A 23,505-nucleotide genomic window follows, 5' to 3' on the forward strand; every position below is an offset into this window, starting at 1 on the left:
TCGGCAGTAGGGGTTCAAGGATTTCCCACTCTTCGTCTGTTAGGCTGCTAGAGTACGGCATGACTGCTGGATACGGCTTTTGCGGTAACTGTACTTCAAGATAGTAAAAGATGTCAAATGGATTCTATATTTTTACGTTAGGCTTAGTGTGGTTTTTGACGAAGAAGCTGCAAGAGCGATCGCTAGTGGCAAAATTCGATGTTCCTGAATTTGAATCCGGGCGTGGAGTGTTTCTGCTGTATCATCTGGCAATACTGGTACTGCGGCTTGCATCAAGATTGGGCCACTGTCCATTTCTAAACAAGCGATATGGGCTGTACAACCAGTGATTTTTACCCCAGATGCCAAGGCTTGTTCTACAGCATGGATTCCTTTGAAACTAGGTAACAAACTAGGATGGATATTGATAATTTTATCAGGAAAGGCATCCATGAAAACTGATGTTAACAATCGCATCCAACCTGCCAAAATCACCCATTCCACATCGTAGCGCCGCAATGTCTGCACAATTTTCTCATCAAACTCTTCTCTGCTTTTATAGTTGCGGTGATTCAATAAAACAGCTTCTACACCTCTATTGGCTGCTTTGACGGCTGCTTTCGCTGAGGGGTTATTGTAAATTAAAACTTGAATTTGGGCATTTAGCTGCCCATCTTGGATAGCTTGAGCAACTACATCAAAATTGCTGCCATTCCCAGAAGCCATAATTCCTAGTTTTAAAGGGGCGACTTGTTGGTGAACATCGCTAATACTGGGAGAAATCAAGCTCAGGGTAGAATCAGGGCGGAGAGTCATAACAGCTAAGAGGGAAAATTATAGATGCCAAAAAAATATACTAAATCGTGGTTGGATAATGATACAGTAGCTGCCTGGATTTTTCTCACATAAATTAGGTAAAACTTCATCCTTTGATTTAGCAATATCCCCTTCCTGAAACCGTGATAACTGTTGACTGTTGACTGATTTAAATGGCGCAAGAGCTTGGAATAGAATTATGCATGACTTTTGACTTCCGCCTTGCGGCACTAGTTCGAATATAGGTGATATTCTAAAACTTGGTATGAAGGAAATAATATCATGTCCGCTTAATTAGTTATTATTCAGGGCATCTATGCAAAAATCTTAAAACTCTCTTTCCCCCTGCTCCCTGCCCCCTGCCCCTGCGGTCTTAATGATAAGTCTTTTACCGGACATGATATAACACAGAGATTAAAGCTGCATAGGACTTGATCGCAGCATAGGTGAGTTAAATGGCGAAGGTAGTGTTGCTGATTGGGGTCAGTGAGTATGAGCCAGGGCTGAACCCTTTGCCCAGTGAAGTTAGAGATGTGGAAGGCAAGAGACGGCGATTTATCGCGTCTTTGCGATCTAGGTCTGTCATCAAAAAACTTTATCCGAACCGTATTGCGATCGCACCTGTTGGGCTTTGAGATTAAGCTAGTATATTAGTAGGAATTATTTTTGCTACTAATTGGTAGGAAGATGAATGTAGAAAAACTCTCTATTTCCTTGCCACCGTATTTAGTGGAGTTTGTCGAAAACTACAAGCGGGATAAAGGCTGTAAATCTCGTTCTCAAGTAATTGAAGAAGCATTAGAATTGCTGCGAAACCGAGAATTAGAGGCAGCTTACCGAGAAGCGTCTGCTGAAGTTGATAACGATTGGGATGTGACAATAGCAGATGGTTTAACAGATGAAACGTGGTGATATTTATTACGCAAATCTTAGTCCGGTGATGGGTTCAGAAATGGGTAAACGTCGTCCAGTGTTAATTGTCAGTAATGATATAAGTAATAATGCTGCTACCACTGTGACAATTTTACCGCTTACTTCTAACGTGAGCCGTGTTTATCCCTTTGAAGTTTTGCTTAATCCAGAGGTTAGCGGTTTAACGAACCCTTCTAAAGTACAAGCGCAGCAAGTGCGAACAATTTCTAAGCAACGAATTACTGGTGAGGTATTAGGTAGTTTAAACGAAGAGATGATGGTACTAATTGATGCGGCGTTGAAATTGCATTTGGGATTGGTTTGAGTTTGCAGAAAAATAGCGATGTTAAGTAAAGACTCCAAGTAGAGATAATTATGAACCAAGAGCTTACCCAAGCTAAGGGTAGAATCAGGGCGGAAGTTCATAACAGCTAAGAGGAAAAATTATAGATGCCAAAAAAATATACTAATTCGTGGTTGGATACTGATACAGTAGCTGCCTGGATTTTTCTCACACCAGCACTAATTTTACTGGGCGTTTTTATTATTTGGCCGATCGCCTATTTGTTTTACCTCAGTTTCACTGCTGGTAGTTTCACTTTAAAAGGCACTTATTGGATAGGCTTAAAAAACTATTGGCGCTTGCTACTCGATCCCGACTTCTGGCAAGTTCTGGGCAACACCTTTTATTTTACTGTTGCCACCATCATTCCCAGTTTAGTTATCTCCTTGGGATTAGCAGTGCTATTAAACCGCTCCATTCCTTTGCGGGGCATCTTGCGGAGTGCCTATTTTTTGCCTTCAATTATCTCACTTGTGGCAGCCGGTTTGGGATTTCGCTGGTTGTTTCAAACATCAGGGCCAGTTAACGGATTATTAGATTTTTTTGGCATTCCAACTATACCTTGGCTAGGAGATACATTTTGGGCAATGCCAGTAATTATTTTAATGAGTATTTGGAAACAACTGGGTTTCAATATGGTGGTTTTTTTAGCAGGGTTGCAAGCAATTCCTCCCAGTCGTTATGAAGCAGCAGATTTAGACGGAGCAAATGCTTGGCAACAATTTTGGTATATTACTCTCCCCGGATTGCGCCCTACTGTCATATTTGCAATCATCACTACCGCAATTTTTACATTGCGGAGTTTTGAGCAAGTTTATGTGATGACTGGCGGTGGCCCGCTGAATTCGACTAATTTGCTGGTTTACTACATTTACCAAGAGGCTTTTGCTCAATTTGATTTTGGTTATGCAGCAGCAGCAGCGACGGTGTTACTAGCAGTGACGCTGGTACTAGTTTATTTGCAACTGCAAACTTGGGGAGAGGAGTAGGGGAGGCAGGGGGGAATTTTGGAAGTTGCTAAATCCTGCAAATATGTAATGGCAAGAAATGTAGTGCATTTAATTAGAAATAGCTAGAGTTTTTACTTTTTATATAAGCTGCGATATTCCCAAGGATTAACAAATTTAGTATCACTCCAAACACCAAGCCGTTGTTCCTTCGCTTTAGCTTCGGCTTGTTGAACTAAGTCTTTGCTAGGACACTTGTTTAAATAGGGACGATACACTTTTGCCAATCCTTCTTGCAACAACACCTGTTGTACAAAAGTGCCATTTTTTAAACGGACTTCGGCGACTTTGCGTCCATAGCGATCGCTATCGGTGATATTCAAAGTCACGCGATCGCCTCCTTGTTGTACCAGTTCTTGCACCCGTTCTTGAGCTTTTACACCCCAAGTAAATTGATTGCGATCGCTAGTCCGTTTACTCTGCTTTTCTTTGTTAGTATGGGCTATCTCTGGCGCATCTACACAAGCAAAGCGCACGGTAAAGTTTTTGCCATTGGTGTCTTTCACTACTAAAGTATCGCCATCACTGACTCGCTCAACTGGTTCTCCAGAATTACTGACAAAGCGATCGCAGCCGAATAAACCCAAAATTATGATAGTTGCACAAAGCCAAAATCGCACTGGTTTAATTAATTTCTCCATCCAAACTTACCAAATTCTCTCTGTGGAATCGGACACTATAGCGCTTCTCGTTTACGTGAGGTACACCCGTAGGGGCACGGCAGTGCCGTGCCCCTACACCTCGTGATGTAATGTTGTACCAATCAGCAAGAGTAAATGAGATTGCCATCCCCAGTTCGTCTACCCAACAAGCATTACAGATATAGAGAATACCTTACACTAACTTAATTACTCAAAATTCCTATGGTGCTAAATACAGAAAATTCTAATAATCAAGAGTTCGTTGGTTTTATTGGAGCATTGCCGACAAACTCCGAGGCTTTTACCGTCCACCTCAGTACCGCCGGGTAATGAATGTTGCCTCTGATTGTGTTACATCGTTTGGATGCTGTCTTAGATCCGACTAAGAAAGCTGTGCTTGAGGCGAAGGTGAAATATGAGGCGATGGGCTTAGAGGGGAATGCTTTTGAGAAAGTGATCGCCAACAGCCGTTGTATAACCTCACATGGATCTGACTGCTGAAGCAGTTTAAGAGATTTCTTATAATCGCGATCGCCTCCGCGGACTCAAAATGATTTACGAGCCAAAGTATCTTCGCTTCTTTCAAGCAAGATTTGAATTGGTTTAGAGGTAGTAAAAACACTGAAATGGAAAAACTAATATAGAGAAGTGTAAAAAACAGCGCCGCAGTACCAACTAAACTATGCTACCGTTCAAAACTCTGCTACGCGTCCGACACTATGAAATGGACGCCCTTGGGCATGTAAATAACGCCGTCTACCAAAATTATCTAGAACAAGCAGCTATTGAGCACTCAGAATACCTGGGCTTAACCTTGGATGTATATCGGCAAGTAGGTGGTGTATTTGTCATGCGGCGGGTAGAAATTGACTATTTACGCCCAGCAGTGGCAGGCGATACCCTAGAAGTTACTACCTGGTTGAAGGAAATGCGCGGGACTCGTGCCTTGCGATGCTACGAAATTCGTAAACAAAACCAAGATAATTTGTTAGTAACGGCAGAGGCGCTATGGGTTTGGGTAGATGCACAGACAATGCGCCCACGACCAATTCCCAGTGTCATGTTAGACAAATTTTTGCAAATCCAAAACCCAGGTGTTAGAAGCTAAAAATGGTTTGTTATTCGCCATTTAATGAATCTTAATTCTTCTAATGAAAAACAAATGATTGGGGACTTCCAGAAATTAAATTATCCAATTTCTGGACTTCACTACGACTATCCCTCCCCCTGCTCCCTGCTCCCTGCCCCCTGCCTCTATAGCGATGGTATATTTTTTTATTTGGAAGTCCCTTGATTTTTTACCCCGGTAATGCTGACGATCAAGAATACACAACTATGATGTTATAAGTGCAAAATTTAAATTTGTAGGAACTGGAATCAAAATTAGCTTAGTAAATCAGGATTTTTAAGTCAATATTATGGAGCAAAGTCAACCACAACAGCGCCGCGTCGCGGATCAAGTGTTTCAAGAATCCCTCGATCAGTTGGAAGATATCTTACAAGAAAGCTCAACTGAGGATGAAGAAATCCCCCAACTCGCACAACTGCATACTAGTAGTCTTAGTGAAGTTGAACTCGATCAAGACTTGACAGATATTGATTTAGCGGCTCTTGAGGACGCAGTTGCTGATATTGAACAATATCTCGAAGAAATAACAAAAAGTCATGAGTAAGAAGTTTTAACTCCTAAATCCTAACTCTTGACTTATTTGCCGCCGAGCTTCGTACAACATTAAAGCAGCTGCGATCGCCACATTCAAAGATTCCACACCAGGACTCAAAGGAATTCTTACTTGCTTGTCTGCGATCGCTGCTAAATCTGCCGACAATCCAGCACCCTCATTTCCCAGTAAAATCAGACTAGGTTTGCGCCAGTCCACCTCCCAATAAGTTAAAGTCGCACTGGGTAAGGTTGCCACTACCTGCATTCCTGCCTGCTGACTTTGTTGAACTGTAGCTTTTAAATCTTCGGTTACGGCTGTTGGTAGGCGAAACCATTGCCCTGCTGAAGCCCGGAGAACTTTGGGACTGTCTAAATCTACACTATCTCCACTTACCCACAATCCTGATGCTCCAGCAGCAGCAGCAGCGCGGATCATCGTACCCAGGTTGCCGGGATCTTGTACCGTTTCTAAAGCTACCACTAAACCAGTAAATGGTAGTTGAGTTTGGCCTATACCTCCGGTGTACGAAGCGCCAACGCTTCGTTTTGCCGTTGCAACCACACCATCCGGTTGGACTGTAGTAGCGATCGCATCCAAGATTTCTTTACTGACAATTTCAGCGCGATCGCTTTTACTACAAGCTTCTTCCCAGAGTGAGGAGTGGGCTGCTTGCCATTCTGGGGTACAACACACTGTTTCTAGTGGGTAATTCACCGCACAAGCTTCCTCTAACAGGTGTGTTCCTTCCAGTAAAAATAACTGCTGCTTGTGCCGCTCCTTGGTGGAGTGGAGTTTGCGGATTTGCTTGACTAGGGAATTTTGTAAACTGGTCAACATCAAAAAGTTAGGAGTTGGGAGTTAGGAGTTAGGAGTTAATTTAGTTTTCTTTCAACTCATAACTCTTCACTTTTAACTCCTAACTTAAATAATATGCGGAACCCGGGACTTGAACCCGGAAGCCTTGCGGCACTAGAACCTGAATCTAGCGCGTCTGCCAATTCCGCCAGTTCCGCTGGCACTTGTCTTTATAGACAATTTCTTATTATTGCGTTATGTTTTACCTTTGTCAAGTGTAAACATAATGCCTCGTTTAAGAGGCTCAGAGTGGAAACAAGTTTTTCAGGGGATTAGGTCGAATCAAAATATTAACTGAACAGTACAGCATTGATTTTTAGAGAACACTTAAGTTATTTTACTGAGTATTTAATTTTGCTTAAAACTACTACTTATTCCTCCGTTTTTATTAAATTTTTTAAAAGCTCAAAACACTTGCTATTACGTCTTTTTAGCCCGCATTTTTCACCAAAAAACATTTTTTTTATGCAAGATGTTGCCCTAAAACGTGGACAATTTGAATCTTTACTGTAGAATCAAAACCAACTTCAAACATATAAAATACGTATTACTTTTGGAGGTAGGCTTATCAATCCTTCTACCAGCTTACCAGATGCTAAAATTGCTCCAGAAGCAGACTCCTCAGTCTTGCAAATTTGGGGTGGGCATCCTTTGCGAGGTCATGTGAAAATTAGCGGGGCAAAAAATTCAGCACTGGTAATCATGGCTGGAGCCTTGCTGTGTCCGGGCGATTGTCGTATCCGTAATGTCCCCTTATTGGCGGATGTAGACCGGATGGGTCAGGTATTATCGGCTTTGGGTGTAAGCTTAACGCGGCAAGGTGATATTTTAGACATCAACGCTAGCGAAATTAAAACATCAAAAGCTCCCTACGAACTAGTTACCCAACTGAGGGCGAGTTTCTTCGCCATTGGTGCCATTCTGGCAAGATTAGGAGTAGCGCAGATGCCCTTACCAGGTGGTTGTGCTATTGGGGCAAGACCAGTTGACTTGCATGTTCGGGGACTGCAAGCAATGGGGGCTGAGGTACAGATTGAGCATGGCATTTGTAATGCCTACGTTCCTGGCAGCAGCAAAAGATTAAAAGGTGCGAAGATTTACTTAGACATCGCCAGTGTTGGAGCAACAGAAAACTTGATGATGGCGGCTACCCTGGCTGAGGGTGAAACGATCATCGAAAATGCTGCCAGAGAACCGGAAGTAGTTGATTTAGCTAACTTCTGTAACGCGATGGGAGCGAAGATTAAGGGGGCGGGGACTAGCAGGATTATTGTCGAAGGAGTGCCCAAGTTGCATTCTGTTGACTACAGTATAATTCCTGATCGCATTGAGGCTGGGACGTTTTTGTTGGCAGCAGCAATTACCCGTTCCGAACTTCTTCTCTCGCCAGTGGCTCCAGAACATCTTATACCAGTGATTGCCAAGCTGCGGGATATTGGGGTGACAATAATTGAGGAAAAGCCTGAACACTTACGCATTCTGCCAGCGGAAACCCTCAAGGCAACGGATATTGAAACTCAATACCATCCAGGTTTTCCCACAGATATGCAAGCGCCGTTCATGGCTTTGCTGACATTGGCCGAAGGCGATAGCGTGATTAACGAATCCGTCTTTGAAAATCGCTTGCGTCATGCCTCAGAGTTGAATCGCTTGGGAGCAGACATTCGTGTCAAAGGCAACGCTGCTTTTGTTCGGGGAGTACCGAAATTGTCTGGCGCACCAGTATTAGGCACAGACTTGCGAGCATCGGCAGCGCTAGTTATAGCAGGACTGGCGGCAGAAGGAAAAACCACAATTCAAGGATTACAACACCTCGATCGCGGCTATGATCGACTCGATATGAAGTTGCAACAATTGGGAGCTAAAATCCTCCGTGTGGGCGAAGCATCAGCAGATGCAGAAATCGCTCCTAGCATTAGTAGCCTTTCAAGTTGAAATTGATAGGTTTAGACTGACTGAAGAGGCAGGGGAGCAGGGAGCAGGGAGCAAGGGGGAGGATTTAGAATTTCTCCTGTAATCAAGGGTTTCAGAGCAAGTAAATTTATTTATGGGTCTTCTCCCCTGCTCCCTGCCTCCTGCCCCCTGCCCCTTTTCCTCTTCGATGAGGCGGGAATAAGGGGAATGAGGGAGACAAAGTAAAATTTTCTCCCTCTGCTCCCTCTGCCCACCCTAGTTAAATCGTTATACTAACTGTGGATGGCTGGTTAAATAAACAGCCAGGTTCCATAGTTGTGTTTTTTATAGCTTGCTGCATTATGTCATTCTTCAAAACCCCTCTGATTGGTTTAAAAGCTGACTCATTTCGTCATCCATTAGACCTGGAAGCTACTAAAACGCTCAAGCAAATTCCAGGCATAGATATGTTGGTGCGAAATTGGCTTGGTCCAATGGCAGAGCAGGTTTTCTATGTAGAAAATATTGCCTCTAGCATTCTGGTGGGTGAAAAGCAACTCCCTGATTTATACAAGCTGTTGTTAGATGCCTGTAAAATCTTGGATATAGAGCCTCCCCAGTTGTACGTCCGGCAACATCCGGCTCCCAACGCCTATACTTTTGCTGTGCGGGGTAAGCAGCCGTTTGTTGTGCTACACACATCCCTAATTGATATCCTCACACCTGAGGAAATACAGGCAGTAATTGCCCACGAGTTGGGGCATCTCAAGTGTGACCATAGCGTTTATTTGACTCCTGTAAATTTATTAATATTAGCTGCGGCGATTGTGCCCAATGTTGGAACTTTCGTTGCTCAAGCGATACAAGCACAGCTTTTAGAATGGGTACGCTGTGCTGAGTTTACCTGCGATCGCGCTGCATTACTAGCAACCCAAGACCCCAAAGTTGTCATGTCAGTGTTGATGAAGTTGGCGGGTGGTTCCCCCACTTTAGCGCCACAACTGAATCTCGATGCCTTTGTTGCCCAAGCCCGCGCTTACGATGATATTAGCAAAACCGAACTAGGTGAAATGGTTAAAGCTGCTCGCACAGCCCAATTAACCCATCCAGTGCCAGTACTACGGGCGCGAGAAATTGATCGTTGGGCAAGCAGTACAGAATATCAATCTTTAATCCAAAGTCATGGACTTAAGTATACTAATGAAGTTACACCTCAGGGCGGGTGGCGCAACTGGTAGATTCACTAGATCACAACTGGTAATCAGCAGCGCAAAAAAAAGCTTGGAGTGAGATGTTCAAAATGTGATTAACCCACAGCCGCTACCATGACAGTTGTAATCAAAGACGATCGCTTTCAACCTATAAATCTTTTTGAGTATGAAAAGCTAGCAAAAGGGCATCTGTCTCAAATGGCGCTTGATTACTATAGCAGTGGTGCTTGGGACGAAATCACATTGCGAGATAATCGTGCTGCCTTTGAGAGACTCAAGTTGCGACCTCGTGTATTAGTCGATGTTAGCGATCGCAATCTCACTACCTCTATTTTAGGGCAACCCCTGCAACTACCTTTGTTAATTGCGCCGATGGCTTTTCAATGTCTAGCCCATCCAGACGGAGAAGTTGCTACCGCTCTAGCTGCGGCATCAGCCGGTGTGGGCATGGTGTTAAGTACAATGGCCACAAAGAGTATTGAAGAAGTGGCGACTGCATGTGATAAATTTCCTGATTCTCTGCAATGGTTCCAGCTTTACATCCATAAAGATCGAGGATTAACTCGTGCTTTAGTAGAAAAAGCCTATAAAGCAGGCTACAAAGCACTTTGTCTGACTGTAGATGCACCTGTTCTCGGACAGCGAGAGAGAGATAGACGTAACGAGTTTGCCTTACCCCTAGATTTACATCTGGCTAATCTCGCTACTATCTCAGGGCTAGATATTTCCCATGAAAAAGGCGAATCTGGTTTATTTACCTATTTTGCCCAACAGCTAAACCCAGCAGTAACTTGGGACGATTTGGAATGGCTGCAATCTTTATCTCCATTGCCTTTAGTCGTCAAAGGAATTTTACGGGGAGATGATGCCGTTCGCGCTGTAGAATATGGAGCCAAAGCAATTATTGTTTCCAATCATGGTGGGAGACAACTCGATGGTGCGATCGCTTCTTTAGATGCCCTAGCTGAAATAGTAGCAGCAGTGGATGGTAAAGTAGAAGTACTATTGGATGGAGGCATTCGTAGGGGTACAGACATTCTCAAAGCTCTGGCATTAGGAGCAAAAGCAGTACTGATCGGACGACCCATTTTGTGGGGACTAGCAGTAGCAGGACAAGTGGGTGTATCTCATGTAATCTCACTACTACAAGATGAGTTAAATCTGGGAATGGCACTTAGCGGCTGTGCAAAACTACCGGATATTGACCCTAGTTTATTAACCCTGCCACGCCTGTAAGCCAGAAAATTCTTAGACTTACATTATTCCTACAAAACTTTGAAAATTAATTTTCAGACTTGTTACAAAATCACTTAATTAGAGTATACTAGTTAAGGTTGGATATATGGGCGGGTGGCGAAATTGGTAGACGCACCACACTCAAAATGTGGCGACCTTGCGGTCATAGGAGTTCGATTCTCCTCCTGCCCACTACCAAGCAAATAGTAAAGAGGTTAGATAGTTATGCGCCTAAAAAGATGGGAATCTCCCCGTAAAGAAGGCAGGAATGACAAGGGTAGAGGTGGTTCTGCGAGGAAGCGGCAACTCAAAAAACAAAGGCAAATGTTACGACAAAGACTCAAAGAAGCTAACAAGCCAGACAATAACAAAAACAATAGAGGAGGGGAAGATGAACTTATCTTCCCCTTATTTTTTGGGCTTTTATTTCAGAAAAAATAAAATTTAGGGATTTTTTAATAATTATACTAAATTAAATTTATAATAAATTTGACAACTAATGAGATAAGAAAATCTTATTATTTATTTTTGAAAATCTACTAATTTGAATTAAACCTCTTAAGCGCATACTTACGTATCAAAATTGGCAGACTGAGTGTCTAATGTTTCGCTTTTATGCGTAACTAAGTTACGTTATAAATGTTACTCATTTAAATGCATGTCTATAGGAATTTCTCGCAATTGTAATGCTTGCATGAACAAATCAAAAATTAATTATGAAGTAAGTATGAATTTTGTCAAACAGCGTCTAAAACCCCTAGCTTAAAACAGTAAGCTAGGACACAGCAGCAAATAATTCTAATATTACCGATTAAGTCAAAAGTATATTAAGAAGGCAATTGCATCTCCATGTGTTAACTTCCAACGATGACACAAGCCTACAAAAAGTCAGGAGTCATCCAATCTGAATTTTCCAATATTCGGAATGGTCTAGGTAATCTTATGGATTTTTTTCTTGGACACAGGAGTTATTGATGGTGGCAAGAGTGCTTCTACCTACTAAAAAAGTACTGGATTTTCCTATTACTGCTTTGCGCTTTGATGACCAAGTACAAACAATACTGAAGTGGGCAAGGAGGCGTGAGAGTAAAACTGTATACGTAGCCAATGTACACATGCTCATTGAAGCTCATTGGAATCCAGAATTTGCCACCGTATTACGAAATGCAGATATAGTTACTCCTGATGGTATGCCTCTAGTATGGATGATGCGGAAAATGGGAGCGCTTTACCAAGACCGTGTGGCAGGGATGGATATTTTCCTAGCCTTGTGTCAGCTAACTCAAACACAAAATCTTAGTATTTTCTTTTTAGGTTCCCAAACAGAAATTCTTTCTAGGATGCGAAAAAGGTTAGAGCAAGAATTTCCGCAGATGAAGATTGCGGCGATGGAACCTCTACCCTTTCGTCCACTCACTGAAACTGAAGACGAAGCTTTGGTTCAAAAGATTAATTCTAGTGGTGCCAGCGCCGTCTTAGTGTCTCTGGGATGTCCCAAACAAGAAAATTGGATAGCTCAACATAAGGGTAAAATACAAGCTGTAATGATTGGACTGGGTGGAGTTTTCCCAGTTTATGCAGGAATTCATAAGCGGGCACCCCGCATAGTTCGAGACTTAGGACTTGAATGGCTGTATCGATGGATTCAAGAACCGCGCCGGCTTTGCGGTCGCTATGCTAAAACCATTCCACTCTTTATATGGCTGGCTACAAAGCAACTACTATCATCAAGTCGTATTGCAGCTGTCTTCCTTCAACAAACTGGGGATTAAAGAAAAGGAATATGTGTTCTGTTCTACAGAACATTGCAGAATTTTGTAACCCTCTTTCATCACTATCGGATCAATTAATGTGAGTTCGACGATACAGCCAACCAAGATTCAAGGGTTCAGCCAAAAGTAATGAAAAAGTCTAAGTGCAATCATTCCGACCAATCAATGTCCTGCTATAAAAACCCGTTATTTGAAATAAACTATTAAAGTACTTGACATTAACCCATGACTAACTGCTATATTAAGTAGAGTAAATTCGTTGGGGCGTAGCCAAGTGGTAAGGCAGCGGGTTTTGGTCCCGCCATCCCTAGGTTCGAATCCTAGCGCCCCAGTAAAAAGAAAGACAGGCTGTTATACCTGTCTTTTAAAGTATCTAATTACATTTTTAATATGCGTCTCAATTCATCCGGTTGTGTAAATGTTACTTGTCAGGAGATTTGAGAGCTTGATCCAGAGTCTGCCGAGCCTGTTCTGCTTTAGATCGCGCTTCCTGATAACGCACATTAGCTTGGGCGAAATTTTTGAGAACTTTAAAACCTTCCTTGAGCCGAGTAATTTCCTCTTCTGTCACCGACTCATCGGTGAATAGAACATCAACCGCTTTGCGAATTTCCAATGCTTCAGATCGTGACTCTTGAACCTTCAGTTTGAGCGTGGCTAGGTTACTCAGAACCTGGACAGCTTGTGTAATGGTATCCTCACCGCTAGCAGTATCAATCGTTGACTCTTTAACCTCAATTAATTGTTGAGGTCCAAATCCTTCTTCCAGTTCCGTGGGTAGCTTACCTGCATCCATCAGTTCCATCAGCTGATCCATTGCTTTATCACGGGCTTTGGCTGAATCTTTTCCAGAAACAGTAAGGATAATTTCTGGGCTTTGAGCGAGAGTGTACTGAACCATATTTGAGCAGAAAATTTGCTGATTAACCAAGCTGAGGGAAACAATTATAACATGCTGTGTGTTGGGTAATTTCTTGGTTTATAGACTTGAGCTTCAAAGTATGGACTGACAATGGCTTTCATCGGTACGAATTTCTATTTTTATTGATTTCATGCTTTATCCCTACCTTTGCCAAGTCGCTCAAAATAAAACTTTATACTTAAGAAAAGGGAAATAAGTTTCAACAGGAGGGGAGAGCAATGGCTCCCAGTCCCACCATCATGCAAGCTGTGGAAAAACTGGGCTACCGTGTCACCGTTGGTGATGTGGCAACTCAGGCAGGATTGAACGTCGCTGAAGCTAATCAAAGCTTGTTAGCCCTGGCATCTGATGCTGGGGGGCATTTGCAGGTAGCGGATTCAGGTGATATAGTTTTCCTTTTTCCACAAAATTTCCGAGCAGTTTTACGTAAGAAATACTTCCAGTTACGATTGCAGGAATGGTGGAAAAAGGTCTGGAGTGTTCTGTTTTACCTGATTCGTATTTCTTTTGGAATTTTCTTAACTGTTTCCATCGCCCTGATAACTGTTACTATCTTCATTATCATTACCGCTGCGAATTCAGACCGTGACGGCGACAATCAGGGTAGTAATTCTGGCGGTGGGGGGTTCTTCTATTTTCCAAATTTATTTTGGTATCTTAGCCCAAATTATGACACCCACTATCAGGAACGGCGACGTGGCAGCCGGGAAGAAAGCAATCTGAATTTCTTTGAAGCTGTGTTTTCGTTTTTGTTTGGCGATGGTAATCCTAATGCCAACTTAGAAGAACGTCGCTGGCAAGAAATTGCTACAGTGATTCGGAGTAACCGTGGTGCAGTGGTAGCAGAACAAATTGCTCCATATTTGGATGACATTGGCGAGGGATATATAAGAGAGTACGAAGATTATATGCTGCCCGTTCTGACGCGATTTAATGGGCAACCAACGGTAAGCCCAGAAGGGCAAATTGTTTATTACTTCCCAGAGTTGCAGGTGAGTGCAGTTAAAAAGCGCCGTCATGCAATATCAGCTTACTTGGAGGAATTTCCCTGGCGTTTTAGTGCTGCAAGCTCTGGGCAAATTATGCTGAGTGCTGGGTTGGGTATACTAAATTTTGTTGGTGCTTTAGTACTGGGAAGTTTGTTGAGAGATGGCACAGTTGCCGCTCAATTAGGTGGAGTTGTAGCTTTTGTTCAAGGAATTTATTGGCTGCTATTGGCTTACGGAGTAGGTTTCTTAGGTATACCGTTATTGCGTTATTTCTGGATTCGGTGGCGTAATCGCAAAATAGGCGATCGCAACCGCGATCGCCTTTCCAGATCAAGGCTATTGGCAAGCCCTGATGCACCTTTACAACAAAAAATCGACTATGCCCAACAATTTGCCACAGAAAAAGTCATTGGCAACGAAGATTTAGTGTATTCCAGCGAAACTGACTTACTCGACCAAGAAGTTGAGCGTTCTGCACAAATTGATGCTGAATGGCAACGGCGCTTGGAACGTGGGAGTGGGGAATAGAGTTAAGAGTTGAGAGTGAGGAGTGAATAATTAAGATTTATCTAAAACTCCTAACTTTTAACTCCTAACTCCTAACTTTCTTCTTACTTCGCCTGAATTGGTGTTAAGGCTACACCCTGATAATAATGCCCTAAAATTTGCAAGTGGTTCACTCCTTGCCGAGCCAGATTGTAAGCCCCCCACTGACTCATGCCCAAACCATGACCGAAGCCAAGCCCTTGCAGCACAAAACTACCATCCGCTCCCTTGGTAACGCTAAAGCGGGTACTTTTTAGCTTCAGCGCTGTCCGCACTTCCTCGCGCTGTAGCACCTTCGTACCCTTGTTACCGACAATTTTCAAGACTTTGACACTGCGGAAAGGCGAATATGTTTCTGGAATCATCGCCGTCACACTGCCCACCTCAGGGAATTTAGCGCTAATCTCACTGGAAGAGAAGGTTTTTACCCAATTACACGCGCTAATATTTTGATCATAGTCTTGAACAGCTCGCAGGTACGGCAAGGCATTTCCCCAAACGTCTTCTACGTTTTCCGTGTGTCCTCCAGAACAAGCGTGGAAAACTGAGAGAATAATTTTGTTTTTATAAGTTAGTACTTGCCCTGCTGTTTCATCCACTGCTTTGTAGGTAGCAGGAGATTCACTGATTACACCTTTGTAAATTTGCCAGCGATCAGGGGTATTCCCTAAGTCGTAAATGGGATTATTTCGTTGTTTTTCTCGTTCGTAGAGGGCGTAGGTGCGAGCTGCGATCGCCTGGGCTTTGAGTGCTTCTTGGGGCCAGCTAGCATTCATTTCGCCACCGAGAACGCTGTAAAGATATTCTTGGTCATCAACCCAGTTAACAGCGGTTAAGCCTTTTTCTGTGGGGACAACCAGAGTTCTACCCCGATACCAGCGATCGCCAATATAAACGAATCCTTTACCTGTTGGCTCAATCCAAAATAAACCAGACTGCCACTTATCTAAAGCCACACCGCCAGGAACAGCTTGGGCATAATATGCACTCATCGCCGGCAACTGTCCCAGAGTACGGCCGGTACTATCCTTAATGACTCCAGTAGTGGAACTGCCCACTTTTACCTGATTAACTCCCTTCTCAATTGCCACGCGTAGGATTACAGATGCTTGAGCGGGAGCAACCAAAGCTATCCACAAGAAGACACTGACCCACCAATGACGTACTTTAATCTGGGAAAATAAAGAGCCTAAGTAAAGTTGGAATTTCATGCTGATCATCTAATCACACTAGTATCTAATTGACGCTCTAGACTATAGCGTCTACTACTTAAGATGAGACACTTCTCCAACGCAGGAGGTTGCCACCTCCTATTAATTATGCATTTTGCTTTAGCTATAAGGTAGAAATCAGTTAATCTTGACAGTTGCTCTTGGCAAAAGTTTCTACCTGTGGTGATAGCGATCGCGCATACCAGTAGTTCTCACCCGTGCTTTATTCTACAAATAACAGTGCGATCGCATTTAAAAACCGTCCAAAAGATGACGCGGTAAAGTGGGGACACGGAGAGTTTCAAGAGGGTCGCCGCGTCTTCTTCGGTCTACGATGCCAATACCTTTTGAGAATTGCTCACTTCATTAGCGATAATTCCAATTAAATTCAACTTACTCAAAATTTCTGTTGCTTGAGTTAGTTCAGTTCGGGTGACTTTACCCATGCGCTCTACCATCACAATACCATTGCAAAAAGATGCCACAATCCTGGCATCAACCGTGCCTAAAATAGCTGGAGCATCTATTAGTACTAGGTCATAACTTTGCTCGAACAACTCTATTAGTTCTTTCATCCGTTGAGAACTGAGCAACTTCACCGTGTCTTCAGGTTCCGGCCCAGCAGTCAAAATATCAATGGAGGGGTGAATGGGCTGGATGTAATCTTGAAAATGAGTAGTCGTCTCATCAACTAATAACAGAGATAGTCCCCAGTCGTTGGATAGTTCCAGAATTTTATGCAGGCTAGGATTATGTAGATTAGCATCAATTACTAATACCCGTCGATGCATCCGGGTAGCACTAGCCACAAGCCCTAATACTAAGGTTGTCTTCCCTTCTCCTGGTAGTGCTGAAGTAAACATCAGCGACTTGAAGGGTAAGGGATATTTTAATATTTGAATATTTTGGTAGATCATATCCAAGGTTTCATGGATAGGCAATTTAGTACTGGCTTCTATTACAGAGGGATCTGAGCTTCGCCGCCCATTCCAAGGCAGGCCCAGCCGCCGCTTTTTGACACCATGCGACGGTAGTTTTGGCACTGACCCCAATAAACGTAGGTTCGTCAGTTTCTTTAAATCTCCCGCACAATAAATAGCGTCATTAAACGTTTCCAAAATCAGGGCTGCTAAGATACCTAAAATCGGCCCAATTACCGCTCCTCCAACCAAAAGTAATAATCTGTTGCTCCCCATATAAGTACCCAGAGCAGGTTCTGTCAATATTTGCCAGTTATATCCTTCCTGAGCAATTTTAAGTCCCAAAGACTGTTGCGCCTGGATTAGTTGTTCAAGGGTTTTACGACTAGTTTCTACCTTTGGCAGCAGACGGTTATACTCTGCTATTAAACTTGGGTATTTGTTTAGCTCAGAGCGAAGTCGCTGTTCTGACTCGGCTAGATTCTTTTCATTGGCAGTTAGTCCTAAAACAGTTGTCTGCACCAGAATTAACTCGTCTACTAGCTTTGGCTCAACCCCTACCATTTGAGTTTTGAAGAGCGGTTCTCCCTTACTGCCAGTAGTAATAGCTTTCACTTCTTGTCGTAATAACGACAGTTGACTTTGGCGTTGCTGTTTTAGTTTTTGTACCGATGGATAATCATCTGTATAGCGCAGCCGCTCCTTAGCCAAGGCTAGTTCAGTTTTTTGAATTTCACTCAATAGTGTTTGATAGCGGCTTGACTGATTTAAACGAGAAGATATTAGTGCATTTTGCTGGGATGAGGAGGCTATTTGTTGCTCTAGATTATCGTAGCGAACGTTTACATCTTGAAGGTGGGCACGAGTGGTTTGTAGCTGTTTTTGAATATCGGCTAAAGATTCTAGCAGGATTTTACTTTGGACTTCGGGATCGAGTAATTTATGTTTCTTGCGAAACTGTTCCAAATTCTTATCAGCTTTATCCACCTCTTTTTTTATCTCAGGTAGGCGAGCGTTGACAAAAGCCAGTCCCTGATTTAGGCGTTCTTTTTGTTGCTCTTTGTTGTAGCTTTTATAGACTTTTTGTATAGCTTGAAGTACTCTTTGTGTTTTGACTGGATCGTCATCATTGAAGGAAACTTTAAATAATTGACTAAAAACTTTATTAGTTCCTATGCCACCCTCTTCTGGAGTCACTTCTAGAGGTGCTTTTTTATTCTGTTCTGTTTGACCATTAATATCCTCTAAGGTAATATCAGGATAATCAGAATGAAGTAGATCTACGGCTTTCTGAAGTAACTTAGAACTCAGCATGAGTTTAATCTGAGTAGTGGAATCAACAATTTGAGAATTGGGATCGCTAACCTTGATGTCTGCTCTTTGTGGGATATTATTTGACTGTGTGCCTTCAGATAAATTGGAATTTACCAATATCTGCATATTGCTCTGGTAAGTAGGTTTAGCAATGAAAGCTAGGAGGCTAGCAGCTGACATAACTACACAGGAAACCCCCAAGATCAGCAAACGTCGGCGAAGCAAAATAGTAGATAGTTGTCTGATGTCAACTGCGCCTTGTGCTGAAGTAGTAACCTGTTGCTCTTGGTTCAGACTAGTCTTAGCCACTATCAAACTCCTCTAATATCGAAACACTATATTTATTTGGAAGATTTATGAGAAATGTAAAATGTTTTTTACACCTATAACCGCAATAGCATACTTAATTATTCTTCCGGCAATAACAAGCTCACTTGGCATAATATTATGCCAACTATTACTTTCATGTTCATCAATTCATGCATATAAATTCTTAATCAGTGTTGTGAGAATAAAATTTTAATAAATATTTTATTTAAGGAAGGAAAATCTTGACGAAAAATTAATGATTTTTCCTAAATATTTAATTAGAAAAATCTCTGATTTATAATATTACTATAGTATGAAAGTTATTTTGAGAACTTGTAATATAAAAAACACGTTGAGAAAAATATTTAAACCATACTGTTTTTATATTATTGATACACTTAGTGAACCGTAAATTATTGGTTAACTAGTTAACTTACTCATCAAACTAAACTGCTATCTATTTGCTGGGCATTATAAGTTCGACTACCAAACTCCAAAATAGAGCCTGGTTAATTTTAGATTCTAGATTAGAAAGGTTCGATAGGAAATCTAAAATCTAAAATCTAAAATTTAAAATTTAAACGCTTACCTTGGTTAACTCTACTTCCCGCCGCCTGGGTACTTCATGAATCATGAAATCATAAGCCATGTCAGTACGGGGAAAAATAGCACGGGCTTCCTTTAGGAGATCCTTCAATTCCAACGTATTTCCGGGAGCATAGCGGGGACTGAAATGACTCATAATCAGTCTATGCGCCCCAGCCGCTAAAGCTGTTTGTGCTGCCATTGTGGTTGTGGAATGCAACCGCTGAAAAGCCATGTCTGCATCTTGATGAGCAAAGGTTGCTTCGTGAATTAATACATCTGTATCATGAGCTAATTCCACTGCACCATCACAATAAATTGTGTCTGTACAATAGGCAATCTTTCGACCAATTTCTGTAGGTCCGCATAATTGAGTGCCATCAATCACCCGTCCGTCAGCAAGGGTCACTGTTTCACCACGCTTGAGTTGACCATAAATGCGACCAGGAGGGATTTGCAAGGCCTTGGCTTTTTCTACATCAAAGCGTCCTGTCCGGTCTTTTTCGGCTACGCGGTAGCCGAAAGCTGTAATGCGGTGATGCAAATTACCGCAGCTAACAGTGAAGTCATCATCTTCATAAATCACCCCTGGACGGATGGCATGGACTTTAATGGGGTAGGAAAAGTGTGTGTAAGAGTAACGGGAGGCGGCTTGAATGTAATCATTTAATCCAGGTGGCCCATATATATCAATTCGTTCCACGTTGCCAGCCAAGCCGCAAGTAGCAAGAAGTCCCATCAAGCCAAAGATGTGGTCGCCATGCATATGAGTGATAAAAATTCGGGAAAGTTGACTGATTTTCAGTTCACTCCGCATAATTTGATGCTGGGTGCCTTCGCCACAGTCGAATAACCATAGTTCTGCCCTTTGGGGTAATCTCAGGGCGACACTGGAAACATTGCGCGATCGCGTGGGTACACCGGAACTCGTGCCTAAGAATGTTATCTGCACAGCGTTCTTTAGTCTTCCTATTGCTCAATTTGCAGCTCTATTTTCTATAGTGACACGGTTAATGAGCAAAATACTTTTAAAGGGAAGTTGCCTTTTTGAATCCATCACCCAACAAGGATTAGTTGAAAAATGGTGTTTAACAGAGTACAATCACCTGATTGTCTATCTTATTACCAGCTTTTTTAGCTCAACTTTATCCAAAATAAGCAACTAAATAAATCTTAAGTAGTAGCATGGCAAGACTAAAGTAGTAGCATGGCAAGACTAAAATAGTGTTAGATATAATGACTCTTATAGCGCTTTCGACCTAAAAATTGATAAATATAAAGGACAAATTTAGTCTTGCCATACAATGGGGTATTTTAAGCATTATAATCATGGTTTTTGTTAAATATTATATTGAAATATAGGACTAACACACATGATAATATATTAGGATTGAATGATTTATTTTTTGATAGTCACTAAATCAACAAAATTCTCTAAGAAATAGTAACAATTACTTGAGCCGCATAGTCATTGCAGTGGCAAAGTTACAATTACTGTTGTGCCAACACCCTGCTCACTTTCTAATTGAATATGACCACCATGTAGCTCCACACATTTTTTAACTATAGTGAGTCCCAGTCCTGTTCCCTGAATTACACCCACATTACTGGCACGATAGAAGGTTTGAAACAGACGAGTTTGGTCTTTGAAGGGAATGCCCATGCCCTGATCTCTTATCAGAAAAGTGGCGAAGTGATCTTTACAAATCAAATCAAACCAGATAGTGCCATTTTCAGGAGAATATTTGATAGCATTTGAGATCAAATTGGTAAAGATACAATTTAATAGGTCTTCATCCATTTGGGCTTGGGTGGATTCCCCTTGAAAAGTAAAGATAATACTGTGCTGACTACCTGCATTGAGTTGCAGAATATCTGTGAGTTCTGTACAGAAATTTTCTAAATCCACAAGTGTAGGTTTGTATTCGAGTTTAGCTGCTTCAGTTTTACTCAAGAACAATATCTCATCCAATAGATGGAGCATCTGATTGATAGCATTTTGAATTCGAGCAAAGTATTTAGTTCTCCGCTCATAAGTTAGTTTTTCGCTGTTATATTCAAGGATATCTACAGCCGTCCGAATCGTGGTCATGGGGGTGCGGAACTCGTGGGAAACCATTGCTACAAAATTCGACTTTAACTCGTTGAGTTCCTGTTCTTTTACCAGCGCCTGACGGGTGCGTTCTTCACTATCCCGTAGTTGGTTGAGAATTTCACTCCTTTCAATGGCATAGCGAATGGCACGCACTAACCGTTGTATCGTTATTTGATCTTTAACGAGATAGTCTTGTGCGCCTTCTGCTAATGCTTGCATTGCTAAATCTTCATCATCAAGCCCTGTTAACACCACAACCGGGATATCGGATACTGCTGCCCGAAATTTTTTCAAGGTATCCAGTCCAATAGAGTCTGGGAGGCTGAGGTCTAACAAAACCAAGTCAAATCTCGGTTGCCTTTGACTTTCTATCTGAAAATCATCAAGGTTAGGCGCAGAGTTTTCCCTGGTAGCATCTATTGCTTGAGATAGCCGTTCAACATGTAACATCTGCCATTGTTCTTGATCTGCGTGAAAAAATATCCGGCGTAGCAAATGGGCATCGCTGGGGCTATCTTCTACTAATAGAATGTGAATTATGAGCTTTTCCATAGTACAGGGTTATATCAATTTGTCAGATAATCACCTGATTTCCTATTTGTTAGACAGGGTTTAATTCTCTGCTGTTTTAAGCAACAATTTAAATTCCCAACCCCATTACTTTCGTGGTAGTGTTATTGCTATCAGCCAGAAATCTTAGATCAAATGCACAATCTGAATAAAGTGGTAGACATCAATAGTTTTTATTACATAGCAATTAGCACTGAGATTATAAGAACGTAGTATAGAATGTTCATTATTTTAGGTAGTAATTATAACAATATGAATACAGTTAAAATTCGGTTCTAATTTGATTTTTGTTAACACTTAGCGCCCATTCCTGGGAGATTCAGGTCGAGTAAGATTAAATCTGGACGGGGAACATTAGTGAATTATTGTTGCTCCCGTAAATAGTTCATAGCACTTTCAGTAGCTTCAACCTGGTGTAAGTTGTTGGCAATTTGGGCATTTAAAAAGCTTTTGATGCTTAGGTTAGCATCACTAGGAGAGCCTTCAACTAGCAAAACTTCAATGGGTCGCAATGCCTGATTAGGAAACATACAGTTCTTAGGAAGTTATTAGGCAGGTGTAATGTACATATATTCAAAGATACCTTAGTTTGCGTTGAAGGTAACATAAAGTACTGTTCCTATGACTGCTTTAGACTCAGCCCAGATCCGATCCCCATGCCCTCGACAATTTTTTTACCAATAGCTAGACCTATGTATCAGCAATTTCTCAACGAAAATGAAAACGGTGGAAAACTTTAAAAATCTGCTCATGTCATGTAATTGAGCCACAAACTACGGTAACCTATACATGAAGTAATTGTTTGATTCGATGGCAGTATCTTACTCAGACTTAGAGGATTTGCCTCGGTCGCGCCATTCAGGTTGGTTAGCAAAGGAAGGTTCTTAATGGCAAGTGATGAAAAGTTAAAAATCAAGCTGGAGTTGGGAAAAAGAAGGATAGTTATAAAAAATACTGCATGAAAAAGTATAGTTACTGAAAATAGAGTGAGTAACTCAAAAAAGTTGATAAAAGGAAAGCTTGAGTAAAATGACAATGTGCAGGTGCAATAAAGAAGAATCTAAGTGTAACGATGATAAATCCACTCCAGATTTTTTACTGCTGCTAACGCTATCAAAGTGAAGATTCCACTTAATCGTTTTAAATATAATTGGTCTAATACTCTTCCTAGTCTGTCGTCATTAAAATGTTCTGGTAATACTCCTTCTCCTATCAAGTGTTCACAAGCATAGCTATCCATATATTTAGGAAACATATATAATGTTCCCGATACAAACCCTAACCCGTTTAGTATCATTGCTTTGACCGCCTGACCCGCACTCACCTTTTCTTGCGGGTGCTGTCCAAGTATTTTATTGTATGCCAGTTTTAGGTGCGGAATGTGGCATTGAAGCAAAACAACGTGGGGGATACCAAAAGCCAACAATTCACGATGAACATCTAAGCATGATTGAAGTCTTGGGTGGAAGGAAAAAATGATTTGGTGCTATAGGAACTACACGCATAGTAAAAACAGAACTTACGCGTTGACAAAAATACTGCGATGTGAGATTCTAAGCAAAAACAAAAGCCTCCTCAAGAAATCATGAGGGGGCTTTGATAGAAAAATGAATCCTGGCATCGAGCTATTTTTGCGTAGGGCTACCCCTAAACTATCGTGGCCGCAGCAGCGTTTCACCTCTGAGTTCGGGAAGGGTTCAGTGTGGTTCCACCGC

The 23,505-nt window shown here is 41.9% G+C and carries 23 protein-coding genes, 3 tRNA genes, 1 rRNA gene and 1 pseudogene; 15 read left to right on the top strand and 13 right to left on the bottom strand.

What is annotated here, in order from left to right; genetic code table 11:
• Window positions 1-132 precede the first annotated feature (132 nt).
• Window positions 133-795: a phosphoribosylglycinamide formyltransferase gene (gene purN / locus H6G92_RS33780; protein ID WP_190900626.1), complete on the bottom strand. Its 663-nt coding sequence runs from the start codon at window positions 793-795 to the stop codon at window positions 133-135.
• 455 nt (window positions 796-1,250) lie between these two features.
• Here purN and H6G92_RS33785 point away from each other — a divergent pair, with 455 nt between their 5' ends.
• The 4 genes from H6G92_RS33785 (at window position 1,251) to H6G92_RS33800 (ending at window position 3,039) form a co-directional block, all read left to right on the top strand.
• Window positions 1,251-1,430, top strand: coding sequence for a hypothetical protein (locus tag H6G92_RS33785; protein ID WP_190900628.1), 180 nt, complete (start codon window positions 1,251-1,253; stop codon window positions 1,428-1,430).
• A 52-nt stretch (window positions 1,431-1,482) separates the two neighbouring features.
• A complete protein-coding gene (locus H6G92_RS33790) occupies window positions 1,483-1,707 on the top strand; it encodes a ribbon-helix-helix domain-containing protein (RefSeq protein ID WP_190900630.1) in 225 nt (74 codons plus the stop codon).
• Window positions 1,694-2,032 (top strand): type II toxin-antitoxin system PemK/MazF family toxin, encoded by a 339-nt coding sequence (locus tag H6G92_RS33795; protein WP_190900632.1) that lies wholly within the window; start codon window positions 1,694-1,696, stop codon window positions 2,030-2,032. The genes H6G92_RS33790 and H6G92_RS33795 overlap by 14 nt, the downstream gene beginning before the upstream one ends.
• A 125-nt stretch (window positions 2,033-2,157) precedes the next feature.
• A complete protein-coding gene (locus H6G92_RS33800) occupies window positions 2,158-3,039 on the top strand; it encodes a carbohydrate ABC transporter permease (RefSeq protein WP_190900634.1) in 882 nt (293 codons plus the stop codon).
• 92 nt (window positions 3,040-3,131) lie between these two features.
• Here H6G92_RS33800 and H6G92_RS33805 read toward each other — a convergent pair whose 3' ends face one another.
• Complete coding sequence (locus tag H6G92_RS33805) at window positions 3,132-3,698, bottom strand: thermonuclease family protein (protein WP_190900636.1); 567 nt, start codon at window positions 3,696-3,698, stop codon at window positions 3,132-3,134.
• A complete protein-coding gene (locus tag H6G92_RS33810) occupies window positions 3,682-3,846 on the bottom strand; it encodes a hypothetical protein (RefSeq protein WP_190900638.1) in 165 nt (54 codons plus the stop codon). The genes H6G92_RS33805 and H6G92_RS33810 overlap by 17 nt, the downstream gene beginning before the upstream one ends.
• A 185-nt stretch (window positions 3,847-4,031) precedes the next feature.
• On the opposite strand from H6G92_RS33810, the gene H6G92_RS39900 reads away from it, so the two are divergent.
• From H6G92_RS39900 to H6G92_RS33825, 3 genes are all read left to right on the top strand, one after another.
• Window positions 4,032-4,199, top strand: coding sequence for a hypothetical protein (locus H6G92_RS39900; protein ID WP_190900640.1), 168 nt, complete (start codon window positions 4,032-4,034; stop codon window positions 4,197-4,199).
• Window positions 4,200-4,380: 181 nt separating this feature from the next.
• Window positions 4,381-4,806 (top strand): acyl-CoA thioesterase, encoded by a 426-nt coding sequence (locus H6G92_RS33820; protein WP_190900642.1) that lies wholly within the window; start codon window positions 4,381-4,383, stop codon window positions 4,804-4,806.
• Window positions 4,807-5,116: 310 nt separating this feature from the next.
• Entirely contained in the window at window positions 5,117-5,371 is a 255-nt protein-coding gene (locus H6G92_RS33825) for a hypothetical protein (protein ID WP_190900644.1), read from the top strand.
• A gap of 6 nt (window positions 5,372-5,377) precedes the next feature.
• Here H6G92_RS33825 and H6G92_RS33830 read toward each other — a convergent pair whose 3' ends face one another.
• Both H6G92_RS33830 and H6G92_RS33835 read right to left on the bottom strand, forming a co-directional pair.
• Window positions 5,378-6,199 carry a TrmH family RNA methyltransferase gene (locus H6G92_RS33830; protein WP_190900646.1) on the bottom strand — a complete coding sequence of 274 codons (822 nt, stop codon included), beginning with the start codon at window positions 6,197-6,199 and terminating at the stop codon, window positions 5,378-5,380.
• Window positions 6,200-6,293: 94 nt separating this feature from the next.
• A tRNA-Leu gene (locus H6G92_RS33835) sits at window positions 6,294-6,375 on the bottom strand.
• 409 nt (window positions 6,376-6,784) lie between these two features.
• Here H6G92_RS33835 and murA point away from each other — a divergent pair.
• The 7 genes from murA (at window position 6,785) to H6G92_RS33870 (ending at window position 12,661) form a co-directional block, all read left to right on the top strand.
• Window positions 6,785-8,152 (top strand): UDP-N-acetylglucosamine 1-carboxyvinyltransferase, encoded by a 1,368-nt coding sequence (gene murA / locus H6G92_RS33840; RefSeq protein ID WP_190900669.1) that lies wholly within the window; start codon window positions 6,785-6,787, stop codon window positions 8,150-8,152.
• Window positions 8,153-8,472: 320 nt separating this feature from the next.
• Entirely contained in the window at window positions 8,473-9,348 is an 876-nt protein-coding gene (locus H6G92_RS33845; protein WP_190900648.1) for a M48 family metallopeptidase, read from the top strand.
• 87 nt (window positions 9,349-9,435) lie between these two features.
• Window positions 9,436-10,557: an alpha-hydroxy acid oxidase gene (locus tag H6G92_RS33850; protein WP_190900650.1), complete on the top strand. Its 1,122-nt coding sequence runs from the start codon at window positions 9,436-9,438 to the stop codon at window positions 10,555-10,557.
• A 108-nt stretch (window positions 10,558-10,665) separates the two neighbouring features.
• A tRNA-Leu gene (locus H6G92_RS33855) sits at window positions 10,666-10,749 on the top strand.
• Between the two features lie 33 nt (window positions 10,750-10,782).
• The gene (locus H6G92_RS33860) at window positions 10,783-10,998 is read left to right on the top strand and encodes a hypothetical protein (protein ID WP_190900652.1); all 216 of its coding nucleotides are present in this window, start codon (window positions 10,783-10,785) and stop codon (window positions 10,996-10,998) included.
• Between the two features lie 533 nt (window positions 10,999-11,531).
• Window positions 11,532-12,329: a WecB/TagA/CpsF family glycosyltransferase gene (locus H6G92_RS33865; protein ID WP_190900654.1), complete on the top strand. Its 798-nt coding sequence runs from the start codon at window positions 11,532-11,534 to the stop codon at window positions 12,327-12,329.
• 260 nt (window positions 12,330-12,589) lie between these two features.
• Window positions 12,590-12,661, top strand: a tRNA-Gln gene (locus H6G92_RS33870).
• An 89-nt stretch (window positions 12,662-12,750) separates the two neighbouring features.
• Here H6G92_RS33870 and H6G92_RS33875 read toward each other — a convergent pair.
• Complete coding sequence (locus H6G92_RS33875) at window positions 12,751-13,230, bottom strand: hypothetical protein (protein WP_190900656.1); 480 nt, start codon at window positions 13,228-13,230, stop codon at window positions 12,751-12,753.
• A 239-nt stretch (window positions 13,231-13,469) separates the two neighbouring features.
• On the opposite strand from H6G92_RS33875, the gene H6G92_RS33880 reads away from it, so the two are divergent.
• Window positions 13,470-14,768, top strand: coding sequence for a hypothetical protein (locus H6G92_RS33880; RefSeq protein ID WP_190900658.1), 1,299 nt, complete (start codon window positions 13,470-13,472; stop codon window positions 14,766-14,768).
• Window positions 14,769-14,851: 83 nt separating this feature from the next.
• Here H6G92_RS33880 and H6G92_RS33885 read toward each other — a convergent pair whose 3' ends face one another.
• The 7 genes and pseudogenes from H6G92_RS33885 to rrf form a co-directional block, all read right to left on the bottom strand.
• Window positions 14,852-15,997, bottom strand: a complete 1,146-nt coding sequence (locus tag H6G92_RS33885; protein WP_190900660.1) for a SpoIID/LytB domain-containing protein — start codon at window positions 15,995-15,997, stop codon at window positions 14,852-14,854.
• Window positions 15,998-16,326: 329 nt separating this feature from the next.
• Window positions 16,327-18,540, bottom strand: a complete 2,214-nt coding sequence (locus H6G92_RS33890) for a GumC family protein (protein WP_190900662.1) — start codon at window positions 18,538-18,540, stop codon at window positions 16,327-16,329.
• Window positions 18,541-19,117: 577 nt separating this feature from the next.
• Window positions 19,118-20,077, bottom strand: coding sequence for a ribonuclease Z (locus H6G92_RS33895; protein WP_190900663.1), 960 nt, complete (start codon window positions 20,075-20,077; stop codon window positions 19,118-19,120).
• Between the two features lie 516 nt (window positions 20,078-20,593).
• The gene (locus tag H6G92_RS33900) at window positions 20,594-21,772 is read right to left on the bottom strand and encodes a hybrid sensor histidine kinase/response regulator (RefSeq protein WP_190900665.1); all 1,179 of its coding nucleotides are present in this window, start codon (window positions 21,770-21,772) and stop codon (window positions 20,594-20,596) included.
• A gap of 380 nt (window positions 21,773-22,152) precedes the next feature.
• On the bottom strand, window positions 22,153-22,320 hold the full coding sequence (locus tag H6G92_RS39905) for a hypothetical protein (protein WP_242059423.1): 168 nt from the start codon (window positions 22,318-22,320) through the stop codon (window positions 22,153-22,155).
• A 507-nt stretch (window positions 22,321-22,827) separates the two neighbouring features.
• Window positions 22,828-23,147: pseudogene (locus H6G92_RS33910) on the bottom strand (DUF4277 domain-containing protein); the annotation flags it as partial.
• A 255-nt stretch (window positions 23,148-23,402) separates the two neighbouring features.
• Window positions 23,403-23,505 (bottom strand): 5S ribosomal RNA (rrf, locus tag H6G92_RS41415); the annotation flags it as partial.

The sequence above is a fragment of the Nostoc foliaceum FACHB-393 genome, assembly GCF_014698505.1.
Lineage (GTDB): Bacteria > Cyanobacteriota > Cyanobacteriia > Cyanobacteriales > Nostocaceae > Nostoc > Nostoc foliaceum_A.

Coding starts and splice junctions, on each gene's coding strand:
- purN (WP_190900626.1), bottom strand. CDS start 795: ATGACTCTCCGCCCTGATTCTACCCTGAGCTTGATTTCTCCCAGTATT.
- H6G92_RS33785 (WP_190900628.1), top strand. CDS start 1,251: ATGGCGAAGGTAGTGTTGCTGATTGGGGTCAGTGAGTATGAGCCAGGG.
- H6G92_RS33790 (WP_190900630.1), top strand. CDS start 1,483: ATGAATGTAGAAAAACTCTCTATTTCCTTGCCACCGTATTTAGTGGAG.
- H6G92_RS33795 (WP_190900632.1), top strand. CDS start 1,694: ATGAAACGTGGTGATATTTATTACGCAAATCTTAGTCCGGTGATGGGT.
- H6G92_RS33800 (WP_190900634.1), top strand. CDS start 2,158: ATGCCAAAAAAATATACTAATTCGTGGTTGGATACTGATACAGTAGCT.
- H6G92_RS33805 (WP_190900636.1), bottom strand. CDS start 3,698: ATGGAGAAATTAATTAAACCAGTGCGATTTTGGCTTTGTGCAACTATC.
- H6G92_RS33810 (WP_190900638.1), bottom strand. CDS start 3,846: ATGGCAATCTCATTTACTCTTGCTGATTGGTACAACATTACATCACGA.
- H6G92_RS39900 (WP_190900640.1), top strand. CDS start 4,032: ATGTTGCCTCTGATTGTGTTACATCGTTTGGATGCTGTCTTAGATCCG.
- H6G92_RS33820 (WP_190900642.1), top strand. CDS start 4,381: ATGCTACCGTTCAAAACTCTGCTACGCGTCCGACACTATGAAATGGAC.
- H6G92_RS33825 (WP_190900644.1), top strand. CDS start 5,117: ATGGAGCAAAGTCAACCACAACAGCGCCGCGTCGCGGATCAAGTGTTT.
- H6G92_RS33830 (WP_190900646.1), bottom strand. CDS start 6,199: ATGTTGACCAGTTTACAAAATTCCCTAGTCAAGCAAATCCGCAAACTC.
- H6G92_RS33845 (WP_190900648.1), top strand. CDS start 8,473: ATGTCATTCTTCAAAACCCCTCTGATTGGTTTAAAAGCTGACTCATTT.
- H6G92_RS33850 (WP_190900650.1), top strand. CDS start 9,436: ATGACAGTTGTAATCAAAGACGATCGCTTTCAACCTATAAATCTTTTT.
- H6G92_RS33860 (WP_190900652.1), top strand. CDS start 10,783: ATGCGCCTAAAAAGATGGGAATCTCCCCGTAAAGAAGGCAGGAATGAC.
- H6G92_RS33865 (WP_190900654.1), top strand. CDS start 11,532: ATGGTGGCAAGAGTGCTTCTACCTACTAAAAAAGTACTGGATTTTCCT.
- H6G92_RS33875 (WP_190900656.1), bottom strand. CDS start 13,230: ATGGTTCAGTACACTCTCGCTCAAAGCCCAGAAATTATCCTTACTGTT.
- H6G92_RS33880 (WP_190900658.1), top strand. CDS start 13,470: ATGGCTCCCAGTCCCACCATCATGCAAGCTGTGGAAAAACTGGGCTAC.
- H6G92_RS33885 (WP_190900660.1), bottom strand. CDS start 15,997: ATGAAATTCCAACTTTACTTAGGCTCTTTATTTTCCCAGATTAAAGTA.
- H6G92_RS33900 (WP_190900665.1), bottom strand. CDS start 21,772: ATGGAAAAGCTCATAATTCACATTCTATTAGTAGAAGATAGCCCCAGC.
- H6G92_RS39905 (WP_242059423.1), bottom strand. CDS start 22,320: ATGTTTCCTAATCAGGCATTGCGACCCATTGAAGTTTTGCTAGTTGAA.